This window comes from Duganella kummerowiae, assembly GCF_053572355.1.
In genome coordinates this window covers 39779-54547 of the sequence record NZ_JBKFEH010000003.1, presented here as the reverse complement: position 1 = coordinate 54547, position 14769 = coordinate 39779, and the positions used below count along the sequence as shown (strand labels likewise).

At 65.5% G+C, this 14769-nt stretch carries 19 protein-coding genes; 1 reads left to right on the top strand and 18 read right to left on the bottom strand.

The window, feature by feature from the left end:
* Positions 1–11 precede the first annotated feature (11 nt).
* The 11 genes from flgL to flgB form a co-directional block, all read right to left on the bottom strand.
* The gene (gene flgL, locus ACLB1G_RS03140) at positions 12–923 is read right to left on the bottom strand and encodes a flagellar hook-associated protein FlgL (RefSeq protein ID WP_491625725.1); all 912 of its coding nucleotides are present in this window, start codon (positions 921–923) and stop codon (positions 12–14) included.
* 10 nt (positions 924–933) lie between these two features.
* Positions 934–2304, bottom strand: coding sequence for a flagellar hook-associated protein FlgK (gene flgK / locus ACLB1G_RS03135; RefSeq protein WP_491625724.1), 1371 nt, complete (start codon positions 2302–2304; stop codon positions 934–936).
* Positions 2305–2399: 95 nt separating this feature from the next.
* Positions 2400–2843: a rod-binding protein gene (locus ACLB1G_RS03130; RefSeq protein ID WP_491625723.1), complete on the bottom strand. Its 444-nt coding sequence runs from the start codon at positions 2841–2843 to the stop codon at positions 2400–2402.
* Positions 2844–2864: 21 nt separating this feature from the next.
* Positions 2865–3989: a flagellar basal body P-ring protein FlgI gene (locus tag ACLB1G_RS03125; RefSeq protein WP_491625722.1), complete on the bottom strand. Its 1125-nt coding sequence runs from the start codon at positions 3987–3989 to the stop codon at positions 2865–2867.
* A gap of 22 nt (positions 3990–4011) precedes the next feature.
* Complete coding sequence (gene flgH, locus ACLB1G_RS03120) at positions 4012–4695, bottom strand: flagellar basal body L-ring protein FlgH (protein WP_491625721.1); 684 nt, start codon at positions 4693–4695, stop codon at positions 4012–4014.
* Complete coding sequence (gene flgG, locus ACLB1G_RS03115) at positions 4695–5486, bottom strand: flagellar basal-body rod protein FlgG (RefSeq protein WP_491625720.1); 792 nt, start codon at positions 5484–5486, stop codon at positions 4695–4697. The genes flgH and flgG overlap by 1 nt, the downstream gene beginning before the upstream one ends.
* 28 nt (positions 5487–5514) lie before the next feature.
* A complete protein-coding gene (gene flgF / locus ACLB1G_RS03110) occupies positions 5515–6240 on the bottom strand; it encodes a flagellar basal-body rod protein FlgF (protein WP_491625719.1) in 726 nt (241 codons plus the stop codon).
* Between the two features lie 14 nt (positions 6241–6254).
* The gene (locus tag ACLB1G_RS03105; RefSeq protein WP_491625718.1) at positions 6255–7514 is read right to left on the bottom strand and encodes a flagellar hook protein FlgE; all 1260 of its coding nucleotides are present in this window, start codon (positions 7512–7514) and stop codon (positions 6255–6257) included.
* Positions 7515–7528: 14 nt separating this feature from the next.
* Positions 7529–8206 carry a flagellar hook capping FlgD N-terminal domain-containing protein gene (locus ACLB1G_RS03100; RefSeq protein ID WP_491625717.1) on the bottom strand — a complete coding sequence of 226 codons (678 nt, stop codon included), beginning with the start codon at positions 8204–8206 and terminating at the stop codon, positions 7529–7531.
* Position 8207: 1 nt separating this feature from the next.
* Positions 8208–8630 carry a flagellar basal body rod protein FlgC gene (flgC, locus tag ACLB1G_RS03095; protein WP_491625716.1) on the bottom strand — a complete coding sequence of 141 codons (423 nt, stop codon included), beginning with the start codon at positions 8628–8630 and terminating at the stop codon, positions 8208–8210.
* 66 nt (positions 8631–8696) lie between these two features.
* Positions 8697–9059: a flagellar basal body rod protein FlgB gene (gene flgB, locus ACLB1G_RS03090; RefSeq protein ID WP_491625715.1), complete on the bottom strand. Its 363-nt coding sequence runs from the start codon at positions 9057–9059 to the stop codon at positions 8697–8699.
* A gap of 204 nt (positions 9060–9263) precedes the next feature.
* Between flgB and flgA the strand changes: the two genes are divergently transcribed.
* A complete protein-coding gene (gene flgA / locus ACLB1G_RS03085; RefSeq protein WP_491625714.1) occupies positions 9264–9923 on the top strand; it encodes a flagellar basal body P-ring formation chaperone FlgA in 660 nt (219 codons plus the stop codon).
* Here the strand turns inward: flgA and ACLB1G_RS03080 are convergent.
* From ACLB1G_RS03080 to ACLB1G_RS03050, 7 genes are all read right to left on the bottom strand, one after another.
* Positions 9911–10696 carry a glucosaminidase domain-containing protein gene (locus ACLB1G_RS03080; RefSeq protein WP_491625713.1) on the bottom strand — a complete coding sequence of 262 codons (786 nt, stop codon included), beginning with the start codon at positions 10694–10696 and terminating at the stop codon, positions 9911–9913. The genes flgA and ACLB1G_RS03080 overlap by 13 nt on opposite strands.
* A complete protein-coding gene (flgN, locus tag ACLB1G_RS03075) occupies positions 10683–11084 on the bottom strand; it encodes a flagellar export chaperone FlgN (protein WP_491625712.1) in 402 nt (133 codons plus the stop codon). The genes ACLB1G_RS03080 and flgN overlap by 14 nt, the downstream gene beginning before the upstream one ends.
* Positions 11085–11140: 56 nt before the next feature.
* Positions 11141–11413 (bottom strand): flagellar biosynthesis anti-sigma factor FlgM, encoded by a 273-nt coding sequence (gene flgM / locus ACLB1G_RS03070; protein ID WP_491625711.1) that lies wholly within the window; start codon positions 11411–11413, stop codon positions 11141–11143.
* Between the two features lie 65 nt (positions 11414–11478).
* Positions 11479–12576 carry a flagellar motor protein MotB gene (locus ACLB1G_RS03065; RefSeq protein ID WP_491625710.1) on the bottom strand — a complete coding sequence of 366 codons (1098 nt, stop codon included), beginning with the start codon at positions 12574–12576 and terminating at the stop codon, positions 11479–11481.
* A complete protein-coding gene (motA, locus tag ACLB1G_RS03060; protein ID WP_491625709.1) occupies positions 12560–13462 on the bottom strand; it encodes a flagellar motor stator protein MotA in 903 nt (300 codons plus the stop codon). Before motA ends, ACLB1G_RS03065 begins: the two co-directional genes overlap by 17 nt.
* Positions 13463–13501: 39 nt before the next feature.
* Positions 13502–14230 carry an RNA polymerase sigma factor FliA gene (gene fliA / locus ACLB1G_RS03055; protein WP_491625708.1) on the bottom strand — a complete coding sequence of 243 codons (729 nt, stop codon included), beginning with the start codon at positions 14228–14230 and terminating at the stop codon, positions 13502–13504.
* Positions 14231–14263: 33 nt separating this feature from the next.
* The gene (locus ACLB1G_RS03050) at positions 14264–14764 is read right to left on the bottom strand and encodes a flagellar basal body-associated FliL family protein (protein WP_491625707.1); all 501 of its coding nucleotides are present in this window, start codon (positions 14762–14764) and stop codon (positions 14264–14266) included.
* Between the last annotated feature and the right edge of the window lie 5 nt (positions 14765–14769).

The window sequence follows — 14769 nt, the reverse complement described above, 5'->3', positions numbered from 1 at the left end:
CGGACTGGGTCTTAGATTACGCTGAACAGCGACAAATCGCTGACCTTGGCATACGCCTTGTACGACGCCTGCAGCGCCAGGGTGTACCCGTTCAGCTCGGTGGCCGCCAGGCCGTAGTCCAGCTGGCCCAGGTCGTTCATGGCCGTCTCATTGGACAGGCTGACGTTGGCGTGGTTGCCGTCCAGCGTGCTGAGGATGTTCTGGGCGCCGCCGAACTCGGCGATCTTGCCGGACACCATGTTGAGGGTGCTGTCGGCGCCGTCCATGGCCGCTTTCAGGGCAGCCACCAGGTCGGCGTCGCCGGCCACCACGCCGGGGCGGCCCAGCTGTTCGATGGCGGTATCGATCTGGTTGAGGAAGGTTTCCATGCCGGACACGTCCACATTGGCGGCCTGGGTGATGCCATTGCCGACCACCACCTGCTGTTTGCTGGTGTTGCCGGTGTAGCTGTAGCGCGAACCCACCGGCGCCGTTTCGTCGTAGCTAATGGCCGGCGTGTCGGTCAGGGTACCGCTGAAGATGTAGCGGCCTTCCTGGTCTTTCTCGTTGGCACTGTACAGCATGCTGTCGCGCAGGGCGGTCAGCGAATTGACCATGGAACCCAGGTCGTCGGACGCGTTGGAGCCATCCGAGGCCCACACCAGCAAGTCCTTGACGGAGACGATATCGTTGCTGACGCTGGTCAGATAGGTTTCGTTCTTTTGCAGCCGGATCTGGGTCGACGAAATATTGTTGCGGTACTGGGTCACGATGGCCTGCTCGCGCGTCAGGCGCGACAGGCGCACGTTGGTGACAGGATCGTCGGACGGCAGCTGGATCTTGTTGCCGGACGCCATCTGCTCGTTGATCTTGGAGATGTGGTCCTGGTTGAAATTCAGGCCGCGGTTCATGGTGGCCTGGTACTGGCTGGTGGCGATGCGCATCAGGCTCTCCTTAGCTGAACATGGACATGGTGGACTCGAACAGGGTATTGGCCACCGAAATCACCTTCATGTTGGCCTGGTACATCTTCTGGTACTCCACCAGGTTGATGGCTTCCTCATCCGAATTCACGGCGCTGGTCGATTTCCAGTCGTCCTCGGCCTGCTGGCGCACCGTGGTGGCGGTGTTCAGCAGGGCCTGGTTTTGCTGGCTGTCGATGCCCAGCTTGCCGACCAGCTGGGTGTCGGCGTCGCCCAGCAGCACCGTGCCGATCGTGGACAGGCTGACGTTCTGGCCCTTGATGGCGATCAGCTTCTGCAGGTTGGCGCTGTCGCCCGGGGTGCCGTCGCCCGAGAAAGCCAGGTCGGCCGAGGTGATGCCGGTAGTGATCTTGAGCAGGCCGGTGGCGCTGGCGGGGTTGAATTCCAGCAGCGGACCACCGGCCGCGCCGGCGCTCGTGTAGCCGGCCGCCAGCTGGTCGTTGACCTTGGTGGACAGCTGCTGGGCCAGGTCGGCGATGGATTGCTGCAGCGGGATCAGGGTATTGGCCTTGAAGTCGCTCAGGCCGCCCAGCTGGCCGCCCACCTTGGTGTCGTCCAGCCTGAACGTGGTGTTGGCGAAGGTGGCGTTGAGCACCGTGGTGCCAGCCGTAGTGTCCATGCTGAGCTTGGATGACAGGTTGTCCACCACCAGCGGCTGGCCGCTTTTCAGCGATACGCTGGCCGAACCATTGCCGTCGATGTTGACCTCGACCGCCACTTGCGAGGACACGCTGTCGATCAGCTGGTCGCGCTGGTCGATCAGTCCGGAGGCATTGGTGCCGCTGCCGGTGGCCGCGACGATGCGCTGGTTCAGGGCCGCAATGCCGGCCAGCGACTCATTGAGCTGGGGCAGGATGGCGCTGCGCTGCTGCTCGACCGAGATCAGCTGGTTGGCGGTGACGTTGTAGATCGAATTGAATTGCTGCGACATGGAGTCGGCGGCCGTGATCACCTGCTGGCGCAGCGGGGTCGAGGTGGGATCGACGGCGGCCGCGTTCAGGGCGGTGAAGAAACGGTCGATGCCGGCGCTGAGGCTGGAAGTGTCGTCGCTCATCACGCGTTCCAGCTGGGTCAGGTAGGGCTGGACCTGGGTGTGCCGGCCCAGCTCGGAATTCGAGCGCCACATCTGCTGCGATTTATAGGCGTCGGAAAAGCGGATCAGGGAGGTGACCTGGACTCCGCTGCCGGCCGATTTGCTGGCTACGCCGGGGGCAATCGAGGCCAGCAGTACGCCCTGGCGGGTGTAGCCTGCGGTCTGCGCGTTCGCAATGTTCTGGCTGGTCGTGTTCAGGGCCGCCTGGGCTGCGATCGCGCCGCTCAGCGCGTTGTACGAAATGGTCATTGATGGTTCTTCCTGGGTGAGGCCGGAAGGACCAGTCGCGGTAAGCCACTGGTCCGTTATCTGAGTAGGGCGACCGCTGGCGGGGGCAAATTAAGCTATTCCGTAGAATTTTGCTTTACGGCACTAGCGGCAGCCTGGGGCGCGGCCACGCGGTCGGCGCTGATGGCAGTGTTGACGCCGCCAGCGCCCCTGGTGGGCGGCAGCAGCTGGCGCAGGATGGCGTCGGCTATGCCGAAGGCGCGCTGGCCGGCCATCTTGTCGGCCACCATGTTGTCGGCCAGGTCCAGCATGTCTTCGTTGACCTTGTCCTTGTAGGGGCTGTCGTCGCCGGCCAGTTCGCGCGTGCCGGAGCGCATCTGGTGCAGCATGTGGCCGATGAAGAAGCTTTCGAACTTGACGGCGGCCTCGGTGGCCTTGGCCCGGTAGGCCGGGTCGTAGCCATCGTCGCCGGCGGCCTGGGCCGGGGCGACGTGGGTCTCGCTGAGCTGCCCTGCCACGCCCAGGCGCAGCTTGCTCGGATCAAAGGGCGTGGTTTCCATGGCTATCCTTGTCTATGCCCATCAGATGACGACCAGCTCGCCCTCGATGGCGCCGGCCTGGTCCAATGCCTGCAATATTGCCATGATATCGTCCGGACTGGCGCCCAGGCTGTTGACCACGTCGATGATGGTCTGCAGCTTGGCGCCGGCCGGCCAGTTGAACATCTGGCCCGAGCCCTGGTCCACGCTCACCTGCGACTGCGGCGTTGCCACGGTCTGGCCGCCGGCCAGGGCGTTGGGCTGGCTGACCTTGGTGCTTTCCGATATCACCACCTTGAGCGAGCCGTGGGTGACGGCGGCCGCGCGCACCCGCAGGCCATCGGCGATCACCACGGTGCCGGTGCGGGAATTGAACACCACCTTGGGCGAATCGTCGCCGACGTCGATGCTCAGCGATTCCAGTTTGGCCATGAAGGCCACGCGCTGGGTTGGGTTGGCCGGGGCCACCACGTCCACGCTGGTGGCGTCGCTGGTGCTGGCGATGTCGCCGCCAAAGGTCTTGTTGATGGAGTCGACGATGTTGGTGGCGGTCTGGAAGTGCGGATGGCGCAGCGACAGGCGCACCGTGGGCTTGGTGGCGAAATCGGTGCCGATCTCGCGCTCGATGGCGGCGCCGGACGGGATGCGGCCGGAGGTCGGGGTGTTGACCGTGACCGAGGAGCCGCTCTTGCCGGAGGCCGAGAAGCCGCCCACCACCACGTTGCCCTGGGCCAGGGCGTAGGTTTCGCCGTCGGCCGCGCGCAGCGGGGTCAGCAGCAGGGCGCCGCCGCGCAGGCTCTTGGCGTCGCCCAGCGAGGACACCACCACGTCGATGGTCTGGCCCTTGCGGTAGCCGGGCGGGAACACGGCGCTGACCATCACGGTGGCCACGTTCTTGCTCTTGGCGTCGGTGCCGTCCGGTACCTTGACGCCGAACTGCTTGAGCATGTTGATCACGGACTGGCTGGCGAACTTGACCTGGGTCGAGTCGCCGCTGCCGTTCAGGCCCACCACCAGGCCGTAGCCCACCAGCGGGTTGTCGCGCAGGCCTTCGACGGCCACCAGGTTGCGCAGCACCTGGGCCGCCTGCGATTGCAGCGGCAGGGCGGCCGTGACCACCATCAGGGGCAGGGCCAGCCAGCTGGAAAATTTGCGGAACAGCGTCATCGCACTCACCTTGGACTTCTGCTTAGAACGGCATCAGCGGGCCGTTGAAGAAACGCGTCAGCCAGCCGGCCTGCTGGCTTTCCGCCAGCGTGCCCTGGGCCGAATAGGCGATGCGGGCGTTGGCGATGCGCTGCGAGGACACCTGGTTGTCGGCGTCGATGTCGGCCGCGCGCAGGTAGCCGCGCAGGCGCACGAATTCCTCGCCCTGATTCAGGGTCAGGGTTTTCTCGCCCGACACGCGCAGCAGGCCGTTGGGCAGCACTTCCTGCACGATCACGGTGATGGCGCCGGTCAGGGCGTTCTGCTGGGTGCTGGTGGCGCCGCCGGTAAAGGAGCGCGAAGCCGCAGTGTCCAGGCCGAGCTTGTTGAAGGTCTTGCCCAGCACGCTGGGCGGGGTCACGCTGGCCGAGGAATCCTTGGAGAAGCTGGTGTCGGCCTTCTTGCTGGCCTGGGTGGTTTCCTGCAGGATCACGGTCACCACGTCGCCGGTGCGGAAGGCGCGGCTGTCCGAGGTCAGCGACATGCTGACCTCGGTGCTGTACACGCCGCCGGAGGTGCCGCGCGGCCCGTTGCTGCGTTGTGCGATGGGCGGTTCATCGGACGGTCCGGGGCGGACGGCCGGAGGCGCCATGCTGGCGCAGGCGGCCAGCTGGCTGGCGATCACGCCAGCCAGCAAGGCCTTGGTAACGGACGGCGCGGACTTCATCAGCGGGCCGCCGCGGACAGGTATTGCAGCATGTTGTCGGCTGCCGACAGCACCTTGGTGTTCATCTCGTAGGTGCGCTGGGCGGCAATCATGTCCACCATTTCCTCGACCACCTGGACGTTCGAGCCTTCCAGGGTGCCCTGCTTGATCTTGCCCAGCTGGGCGTCGCCCGGGGTGCCCTCGGTCGGGGTGCCGCTGGAGGCGGTTTCCGCGAACAGGTTCTCGCCCAGGGCTTGCAGCCCGGTCGGGTTGATGAAGCTGGTCAGGGTCAGCTGGCCGAGCTGGCTGGCGGCCGCATTGCCGGGGATAGTGGCCGACACGATGCCGTTCTCGCCTATGGTGATGGCGGTGGCGTTGGTGGGCACCGTGATCTGCGGCACCAGCGGCAGACCCTGGGCGTTCACCAGGATGCCGTTGGCGTCGATCTGCAGCTGGCCGGCGCGGGTGTAGGCCGCTTCGCCGTTGGGACGGCGCACCTGCAGGAAGCCGTTGCCGGTGATGGCCACGTCCAGCGAGTTGCCGGTGGTTTGCAGGGTGCCGGTGGTAAACACCTTCTGGGTGCCGACCATGTGCACGCCGTTACCCAGCTGTACGCCGGACGGCGCCAGGGTGTTGTTGTCGGCGCGCTGGGTGCCGGGCTGCTGTTCGATGGAATAGAACAGGTCTTCGAACACGACGCGGTCGCGCTTGTAGCCCACCGTGTTGGCGTTGGCCAGGTTGTTGGCGATGGCCTGCAGTTTCTGGTCCTGGGCTTGCACCCCGGTCTTGCTGATCCACATAGCTGGATTCATGATTTCTCCCTGTAGTGGTGACGGCGGATCAGCCGCCGACCAGGCGGTTGCCCGCCTCGGCCATGCTGTCGCTGGCCTTGAACATCTTCATCTGGATTTCGAACGTGCGGTTCAGGCTCATGGTCGCCACCATTTCCTCCACGGCCGACACATTGCTGCCTTCCAGGTGCCCGGACTTGACAGTCACGGTGGGATCGGTGGGCAGCTGCTGGCCGCTGCGCGAGACCAGCAGGCCGGCCTCGTTCTTGGTCAGTTCCGAGGCTTCGGCCTTGACCAGCTTGAGCTTGTCGATGGTCTGCATCAGCGCCGTGCCCGGAGCCTGGATGGAAATGGTGCCATCGGTGCCGATTTCGAGCTTGGTGTACTCGGGCACGGTGATGGGACCGCCTTCGCCCAGGATGGGGAAGCCGTTCACCTGCAACGTGCCGTCGCTGGACAGCGTGATGTTGCCGGCGCGGGTGTAAGCCTCGCCGGTCGGGCCGTCGACGGCAAAGAAGCCGTCGCCCGAGACCGCCACGTCCAGCTCGCGGCCGGTGGCCTTGAGCGTGCCCTGGCGGGTGCTGACGGCGTTGGCCTGGGTCTGCGCCATGTGGCGGTCGTCGTAGCCGTAGCCGGGCACGGGCTGGGCCGCGGCCAGCTCCAGGCTGGCGCGGAAGCCGCCGGTTTCCATGTTGGCCAGGTTGTTGGCGTGCACCTGTTGGGATTTCAAGGCCCGTTCGGCGCCGCTCATGGCGGTGTAGATCAGCGCATCCATGCGTCAGCCGTTCCTTAGATGGCTTGCATCAGCGATTGCAGCATGGCGCTCTCGGTCTGGATGACCTTGGAGTTGGCCTGGTAGTTGTGCTGGGAAGTCATCAGGCCCACCAGTTCCGAGGTGATGTCCACGTTGGACTGTTCCAGGGTGCTGGTGCTCAGCTCGCCGGACATGCCGACGCCCGGGGCGCTGACCAGCGGCGTGCCGGAAGCGTCCGAGGCGATCCAGCTGGTGTCGCTGACGGCGGTCAGGGCGCCTTCGTCGGGGAAGGTGGCGATGGCGATCTTGCCCACGGTCTGGCTCTTGCCATTGCTGTACTTGGCGACCACCGAACCGTCGCTGGACAGTTCGACGCTGGAGAAGGTGCCCGAGGCGTAGCCGTCCGCGCTGTTGGTCGAGGTGGTGGCCTCGCCGGCGAAGTTGGTGGTGCCGGTGTAGTTGATGGCCAGCGGGTTCATCTTGGCGCCGCTGGCGAACGAGGGCCAGGCGGTGGCGTCGCTGGTGTCCACCGCCGACAGGTCCAGCGTGTAGGCGCCGTTGGTGGTGGCGTCCGGGGTCAGCATCTTGCGCGTGGTGGCGTCGAAGGTCATGGTGGTGCTGCCCACGGGGTTGCCGTCCATCACATAGTGCACGGCGACCTCGCCGGCGGTGCCGGTGGCCGCGAAGTACTGGGTCAGGGTGTGCTGGCCGCCGGCGGTGTCGTACAGCACCGAGGCCTTGGACATGTTGAAGGTGGTGGTGTCGGGTGGCGTGCTGGGGCTGACGGCGGCGTCATCCCAGGCCACGGCCGGCGCGGTCCAGTCCGACGACAGGTTGCCCACGTAGGTCAGGTCGCTCGAGGCCACGGCCGGAATCTGGCCGGTCGGCACCTTGACGTCGCCCAGCGCGCCCAGGATGGTCGAGGGCGGGGTCAGGCTGAAGCCCTGGACCTTGCGCCCGTTGGCATCCACCAGGTAACCGTCCTTGCTGGTGTCGAACACGCCCACCCGGGTGTATTCGCTGACACCGGTGTTGTTCTTGACCACGAAGAAGCCGCGCCCGTTGATGGAGGCGTCCAGCGCGCGGCCGGTGTTCAGGATACCGCCGGCCAGGCTGATGCTCTGGGTAGTGGAGCTGACCATGGCGCCGGTGCGCTGGTCGCCCGCCACCAGGGACGAGAAATTGGCGCGTTCCGACTTGTAGCCGTAGGTGCCGGCATTGGCGATGTTATGCGAGGTGGTGTTCAGCGCTTCGTTGATGGCCTGGATGCCAGACAATGCGATATCAAAACTCATGATGGAGTCCTTTCTTAGAGACTGGATTGAGTGGCAGTGGAGGTACCGTTGAAGGCGGTGATGGCGGCCGGCGCCACCTCGCCCAGGTTGCTGACGTTGAGGACCACGCTGCCGCTGGCGGACAGGCGCACGCTGTTCAGGCGGCCCTCGACGGCGACGCTGGGGGTTTCCTTGGTGCTGGTCTCGACCGCCACGCTGTAGCTGCCGGCGGCCAGGCCCAGCTTGGCTGGGTCGATGCTGAAGGCGACCTCGCCGGCGGCGGTGCTGCCCAGCGCGACATTGTGCTTGACGCCGGCGGCGTCGGTCAGCACCAGGGTGCTGGCGCTGCTGGCGTTGGCGAAGGTGATTTCGCCCGCCACCTTGGTGCTGCCGTCCAGGGTGACGCTGGTGGTGGTGGCCAGCACGTCGGAGCCGACCTGGCCGCCCATGGCCAGCACCTGCATGCTTTGCAACACGCTGGCGTTGGCGCTGGTCAGGTTGGCCAGGTTCTGCAACGACTCGGTCTGCGACAGCTGGGTCAGCTGTTGCACGAACTGGGCCGGATCGGTGGGCGAGAGCGGATCCTGGTTCTGGATCTGGGCCACCAGCAGCTTGGTGAACATATTCGAGGCCGCGCTGGCGGCGTTGCCGGTCACGCTGGTGCCGCTGGAGGTCGTAGTGGTGCTGCTGCCACCGAGGAGACTGGTTTGCATATTAGCCTTCGCCAAGTTTCAAAAGGGATTGCTGCATGGTGCGGATGCGGCCGAGGACTTCCACATTGGTTTCAAAGGCACGCGAGGCCGACATCATATCGGTCATCTCGGCCACCTGGTTGACGTTGGGGTAGTACACCATGCCTTCGGCGTTGGCCATGGGATTGCCGGGCTCGTAGACCTTGCGCAGCGGCTCGGACGACTCCACCACGTCCAGCACCTGCACCTTGCCGCCCGGGCTGCCCTGGTTGTCGAGGCCGCCAGCCAGCACGGCCGCGAACACGGGCTTGCGGGCGCGGTAGGTGTCGGTCTCGGTGCCGGCCACGGAATCGGCATTGGCCAGGTTGCTGGCGATGGTGTTCAGGCGCACGGTCTGCGCAGCCATGGCCGAGCCGGCGATCTCGGAGATATTCTTGAATGACATACAGTCCTCTTAACGGCGGTGTGCACGGCAAGTTGAGGTCTTGCCCGCAAAAAACTTTTTCTTGCCTTATTGACCGTTGATGGCCTTGGCCAGGCCCTTGAACTTCATGCTGATGAAGGTCAGGCTGGTCTGGAAATCGGTGGCGTTCTGCGAGAAGGCGGCTTGCTCGACGCCGATCTCGACGGTATTGCCGTCGCGGGTGGGGTGGTAGGGCACGCGGTACAGGGCCGCGGAGTCGCTGTCCAGGGTCAGTTCGCCCGCTTCCTGGGCCTGGGTGCTGGCCAGAGTGGCGGCGAAGTCCATGTCCATGGCCTGGAAGCCTGGGGTGTTCTCGTTGGCGATGTTGGCCGCCAGGATGCGGGTACGGTCGGCCCGCAGCGCCAGCGCGTCGGCATGCACGCCCACCGCCTGTTTGAAGTTAATGCCCATGCTTTTTCCCCTGTGAAATCTGATGCGATATTGCGGTGTTGCTTGAGTGTAAAACGCTACCGGGATGTAAAATGACGTCAGCAAGCATCATCCAGCATCATAGTAGAGGTATTGCCCATGTTCAACGAATCTATTGTAACCTGTTTGAGAGCAATGTTGCTATTTAGTACTGCATTGTTAACTAGTTCTACAACGGCCGCCACTATGACGCCGGCCGAGCAGGTGCCGAAATTGGTCGATGCGGCGGCGCGCAGGCATGTGTTGCGTATGGCCGACAGCAGCGGCCTGGTGGAGCCCAAATTCGAGCTGACCGTGGTCCCGGGCAGCCGCCCGCTGTCGGCCTGCGGCCAGGCGGTGACGGTGGACGCGGTCGACACGCGGCTGCCCAGCCGCATGCGCTTTGCCGCCGTGTGTCCCGGGGGGGACGGCTGGCGGTATGAATTCGTTGTGCGGGCACAACTATCTGCGCGGGTGGCGGTGGCAGCCGCCGACGTGCCGGCCGGGCGCGCCCTGGAGGAGCAGGACGTGGCCCTGGAGCGGCACGATATCTCCACCCTGGCCGACGTCATCAGTGACACGCGCGAGGTGGTCGGCATGAGTGGCAAACGCAGCCTGCGGGCCGGCGAAGTGCTGCGCGCCACGCTGCTGACTTCGCCCATCCTGATCAAGCGCGGCGATCCGGTGCGCATGGTGGCCAGGCTGTCCGGCATCGAGGTCAGCATGGCCGGGGAAGCCATGGATGCGGGTGGGCGGGGCGCCGTGATACGGGTGCGCAACAGCAGCGGCAACATCGTCCGCACGCGCATCACCGGGACGGGCACGGTGGAGCCGGTGGACGGTCCGGGCAGCACTCAATCCCCCTGAATGGCGGCGCTGCGTTGCAAACGCGCGGCCAGCTTGCTGAGCTTGTCCGCATAGGTGGGATCGGTGGCGTAGCCGCCCTGGGCCAGGCCGCGCGCGAAGGCGCGCGCATCGCTGCCCGTGTTGAGGGCGGCCGCATAGCGCGGGTTGCTGGTAAGGATGTCGGCGTAGTCGCGGAAGGCGCTGGCGGCATCCGGATAGCTGCGGAAACGCTCGACTTTTTTCAGGGCCACGCCCTGCTGGTATTCGGTGGTGGTGGCGGCCGCCACCGCGCCCTGCCAGCCGCCGCTGGCCTTGATGCCGAACAGGTTGTTGGTGTCGGCGCTGGCGGCGTTGCGCAGCGGACGCTGGCCCCAGCCCGATTCCAGGGCGGCATGGGCCGCCACCAGTTCCGGCGCCACGCCCAGCTTCTCAGCGGTTTCGGCGGCCCAGGGCTGGATGGAGGCGAGGAATTGCTGCTGAGCCTCGCTGCCGCTGCCTTCTTCGTTGCCGAAGATCACGGCGCTGGCGCCGGCCCGCTGGCGCGCCGCCCATCCTTCGGCGTTCAGAGCCGCCGCACTGCCGTATGCAGCCTGCACGTCTGCCGTGGATGGCGTGGAAAAACCCCCGCCGCCATGGGCGATGAAATCGTTGACGTCGTTCTGCAACTGGCGGTAGGCGGCGCCGAAGCTGGCGCCGCCGGTGGGCACGGACGCGGTGGCGGGCGCCACGTTGGAGAGCGTGGCCGACGTGGCTGCTGTCGCCGCAGTGGCCTGCAGCGCGTCAAACTGGCGCATACGTGTCCTCCTCGCCATGCAGCACGCGCTGCATGATGCTGTACTGCTCGACCAGCAAGTCGCTGTTGCGCTTGCTCAAACGCTTGCATTCGATAACCATCTGTTCCAGCGAGTTCCAATCAGCCTCTATTTTCTCGCGTGCCGCATTTTTCAGCAAGGTAAATGCTTGCCCCATGGTACCGTTTGGGCCGATCAGGCGTTGCACCAGCGCCACGCGTTGCTGGCGTCGCAATTGCATAATGTCAACGAGGTCGGAAATTTCCTGCGCCACCTCGCCCAGCGCGATGGCCTGGTGGCGCAGCGCGGCCTGGAACTGCTTTTCCAGCAAGCCTTGCAGCACGCCATAGGCGGACAGGTCGTCGGCGATCCCGGCCAGCAGTGCGCGCATGGCGTCCTGGCGTGGCATGGCAGCGATGGCGGCCGTGGCCGCCACGGCCGGCTGGGTCACTGTTCGCCCCCGTGGAAGCGCTGGATCAGGCCGGCCAGCTTGCCCGGGTCGAACGGCAGTTCGCCCTTGGCCAGGGCGTCGCGCAGCATGTCGACCTTTTCCTGGTCGATTTCCGGCATGTCCTTCATGGCTTGCAGGGCCGGCTGCATCACCGACGATTGCAGTTCGGGCTGGGCGGCGGCGCGGGCCGGGACTTCGGGCGCCGCCACCGGCGCGGTGTCGGCCACCGTTTGCACGGCGGCGCCGGGGGTGGGGGAGGAGATGCGCATACGTGATCCTCGAACAGGCTTGGTTTCCATATTATCCCGCAATACGCTGGCGAGCGCGGTGACGATTATTCATGTTTGCCGGCCTCCTGCCTGGCTTTCTCGGCGGTGTCGGCACGGCGCGCCGCGCTGCCCGAGGTCAGGCGGTCGCGCAGCTGCTGCAGCAGGGTGGGGTTGGGCATGGCCGTGTCCACGTCCTGCACCAGCGGGCTGGTGGCGTCCGGCATGCCGAACATGGTGGCGATGGTGCGGGCCTGGCTAGTGGTCAGCACCATCAACTCGATACGGCGGTTGACGCCGGCGTCGGCGCGCTTGGTGTCCATGGGTGCGCGGTCGGCCATGCCGACCACCTGCAGCACCGACTGTCCGCTCATGCCGCCGGCCAGCAGCTGGGCGCGGGCCGACATGGCGCGGTTGGCCGACAGGGTCCAGTTGGAGAAGGCGGCGTAGCTGGTGTCGGCATACTGCAGGGAATCCGTGTGGCCGACGATCAGCATCTGGTTTTCCATTTGCGCGAACAGCGGACCCATGCGGCGCAGCAGGGCGCGGAATTTGTCGGTCGGCACCGCGCTGCCGCGCACGAACATGCCCTGGCGGTCGGTGTCGTGCAGCAGCACGCGCAGGCCGTAGGGCGTGACCACGGCTTCCAGATTGCTGGTCAAGCCATATTCGGCGCTCATCTTGGTCAGCGCGCGCGACAGCGCGGCCAGATCGTTGGGGCTGTCGTACTTGACTTTGGGCGGCGGCGCATCCACCGCTTCCGCCATGGCCGAGGCCGAGGCGGAGGAGGCGGCCGACTGCGAGGTGGACTTGGCCGTGGCCGGGTCGCCCAGGCCGGTGGCGCGCTGGTCGCCCGGCTCCTCGCTGCTGCCGGTGTGCGGCATGGGGAAGCGCTCGATCAGGCTGCCGCGCGGGCCGCCCACCTGCTCGGGCATGACGCCCTTGCCCTGGTCGGTCTTGGCGCCATCCGATTCGGTCAGGATTTGCTGCAGGCTTTCCGTGTTGCGGGCTGCCATCAGCCACAGCACCAGGAACAAACACATCAGCGCCAGGCAGAAGTCGGCGAAGGCCACCTTCCAGGCGCCGCCGTGGTCGTCGTGCGCGTGCTTGCCACCGCCGCGCACGACGATGGTTTGCTCATGCGCCTTGTCATGCGGCTTTAGCACGTCCGCCTCCCGCCGGTTCGCTGTCGCGGCCTTCCAGGTCATTGATCCAGCGTTCCAGCTGGGCGAAGCTCGGCTTGATGTTGAGCGGCACCAGGCGGCGGCCGGAGTCGATTGCCAGCAGGGCCGGCTTGCCGGCCACGTGGGTCACCAGCACCACTTTCACGGTTTCCTTGTTGGCGCCTTCCTGGTGCACCAGCTGCTTGAGCATGTTGCAGATCGGGTCGATCAGGCCGTAGCAGAAGAAAATGCCGATGAAGGTACCGACCATGGCCGCGCCCACGTGCTCGGCGATTTCACCCGAGGTGGCGCCCTCCGACACCGTGTTCATGGTGATCACGATGCCCAGCACGGCGGCCAGGATGCCGAAGCCCGGCATGGCTTCGCCGATCTTGCCCAGCGACTTGGCCGGCTGGTTGAGTTCTTCGTGGATGGCTTCCAGTTCCTGGTCCAGCACGCCTTCCAGTTCGTGGGCGTTGATCTTGCCCATGGCCATCAGGCGGAAGTTGTCGACGATGAAGGCCAGCAGCTTGGGTTCTTCCAGTATCAGCGGATAGCGCTGGAACAGCGGGCTGTCCTTGGGCGCCTCGACGTGGGCGTCGAGCGCCTTCAGGCCGCCGGCCGCCAGCTGCAGCAGTTCGTACATGAGCAGCAGCAGTTGGCGCTGGAACTCGGAATCGTACTTCTTGCGCACGATGATTTTCTTGAGCTGGTAGCCCATTTCCTTGAGCACGTGGCCGGGATTGCCCAGCACCAAGGCGCCCAGACCGGAACCGGCGATCACCAGCAGCTCGATGGGTTGCCAGATCTGGTGGAAAGCGCCGCCCATCAGCATGAAGCCGCCGAACACGCTGCCCAGCACAATGAGGATGCCGACTATCTGTTGCATAAAGTTGCCTTTCAGCTAAATACTAGTTTCATGTCCCGCTCAGGCGCCCTGCAGCACCGCGCGCATCTTGCCGAGCGCCGCCTTGTTGAGCTGGCAGACGCGGGCGTCGGTCAGGTCCAGCACGGCGGCGATTTCCTTGTAGCTCAATTCAAATTCGTAATACATCTGCACCACCCGCTGTTCGCGCTCGTCCAGTCCGCGCAGGGCCTGCTCCAGGCTGCGCCGCACCATCAGCTGCTCCTCCGGGCTGGGGGCGCTGTCGCCGCCCACGGTTTCCTGAAGGATTTCGTCGAAGCTGGCCACCAGTTCCGCATTCTCGTCCAGCAGGTAGGCCTGGTACTGGTCGGGCGTCAGGTTCAGGTTGCTGCAGATTTCCTGGTCACTCGGCTCGCGTCCCAGCTTGCGGGTCAGGGCGCGCACCGCGTCGCGCGTCTTGTGGCTGTTCTGGCGCACGGCGCGCGGACGCCAGTCCTGGCGCCGCAGCTCGTCCAGGATGGCGCCGCGGATGCGCAGCGCCGCATAGCTGCCGAAGCCGGTGTCCGGCTGGCCGTAGCGGCGCAGCGCCTCCAGCAGGCCCATCAGGCCGATCTGCTCCATGTCGTCACGGTCGACGGCGCCGCCCACCTGGGAATTGAGCTGGCGCACGATGCGTTTCACCAGCGGCGCGTAGGCCAGCAGGTGCTGCTGCTCCTCGGCCGCGCTGTGCACGGCCGCCGCGCTGCCATATTCCTCGGCGTAGGCGTCTGCGTAAGGCTCTAGGTACGACATGCCTGGCTTCTCCGGTTCAGCACTATCAGCACATTATTCGATGATGAGCTTGCCGATCATCACTTCGTTGAACGGCTTCTCGCGGTCCTCGTTCTCGTAAGTCTCGTCAAATGCCTTGTTCAGCTCGGCTGCAAACTGGTCGATGGTCATCACCTGCGCGGTGGCGATCGGCAGGTTGGACAGGGTGCGCACGGCCACACTGCGCAGCATCGGCAATTGCTCCTTGGCTTCCTTCTCCTGCTTCTCGTCCACCGAGATCACCAGGTCGGCCGACATGTAGTGGGTCACGGTGTCGCCCGGAGCCCGTTTGAGCATGATGACCACCTTGTCCACGGTCAGGTACTTGGGCGGCTTGCCATCATCCTTTTTCTTCTCTTTCTTCTCTTTCTTTTCCTTCTTGCCCTTCTTGTCGTCATGCTTGGACTCGGCCGCGTCGGCGTCGGAGCCCTTGGACAGGTACCACACCGCACCGCCGGCGCCGCCGGCCCCGATCAGGGCCACGGCCACCAGTGCGATCACCATTTTCTTGTTCATCTACT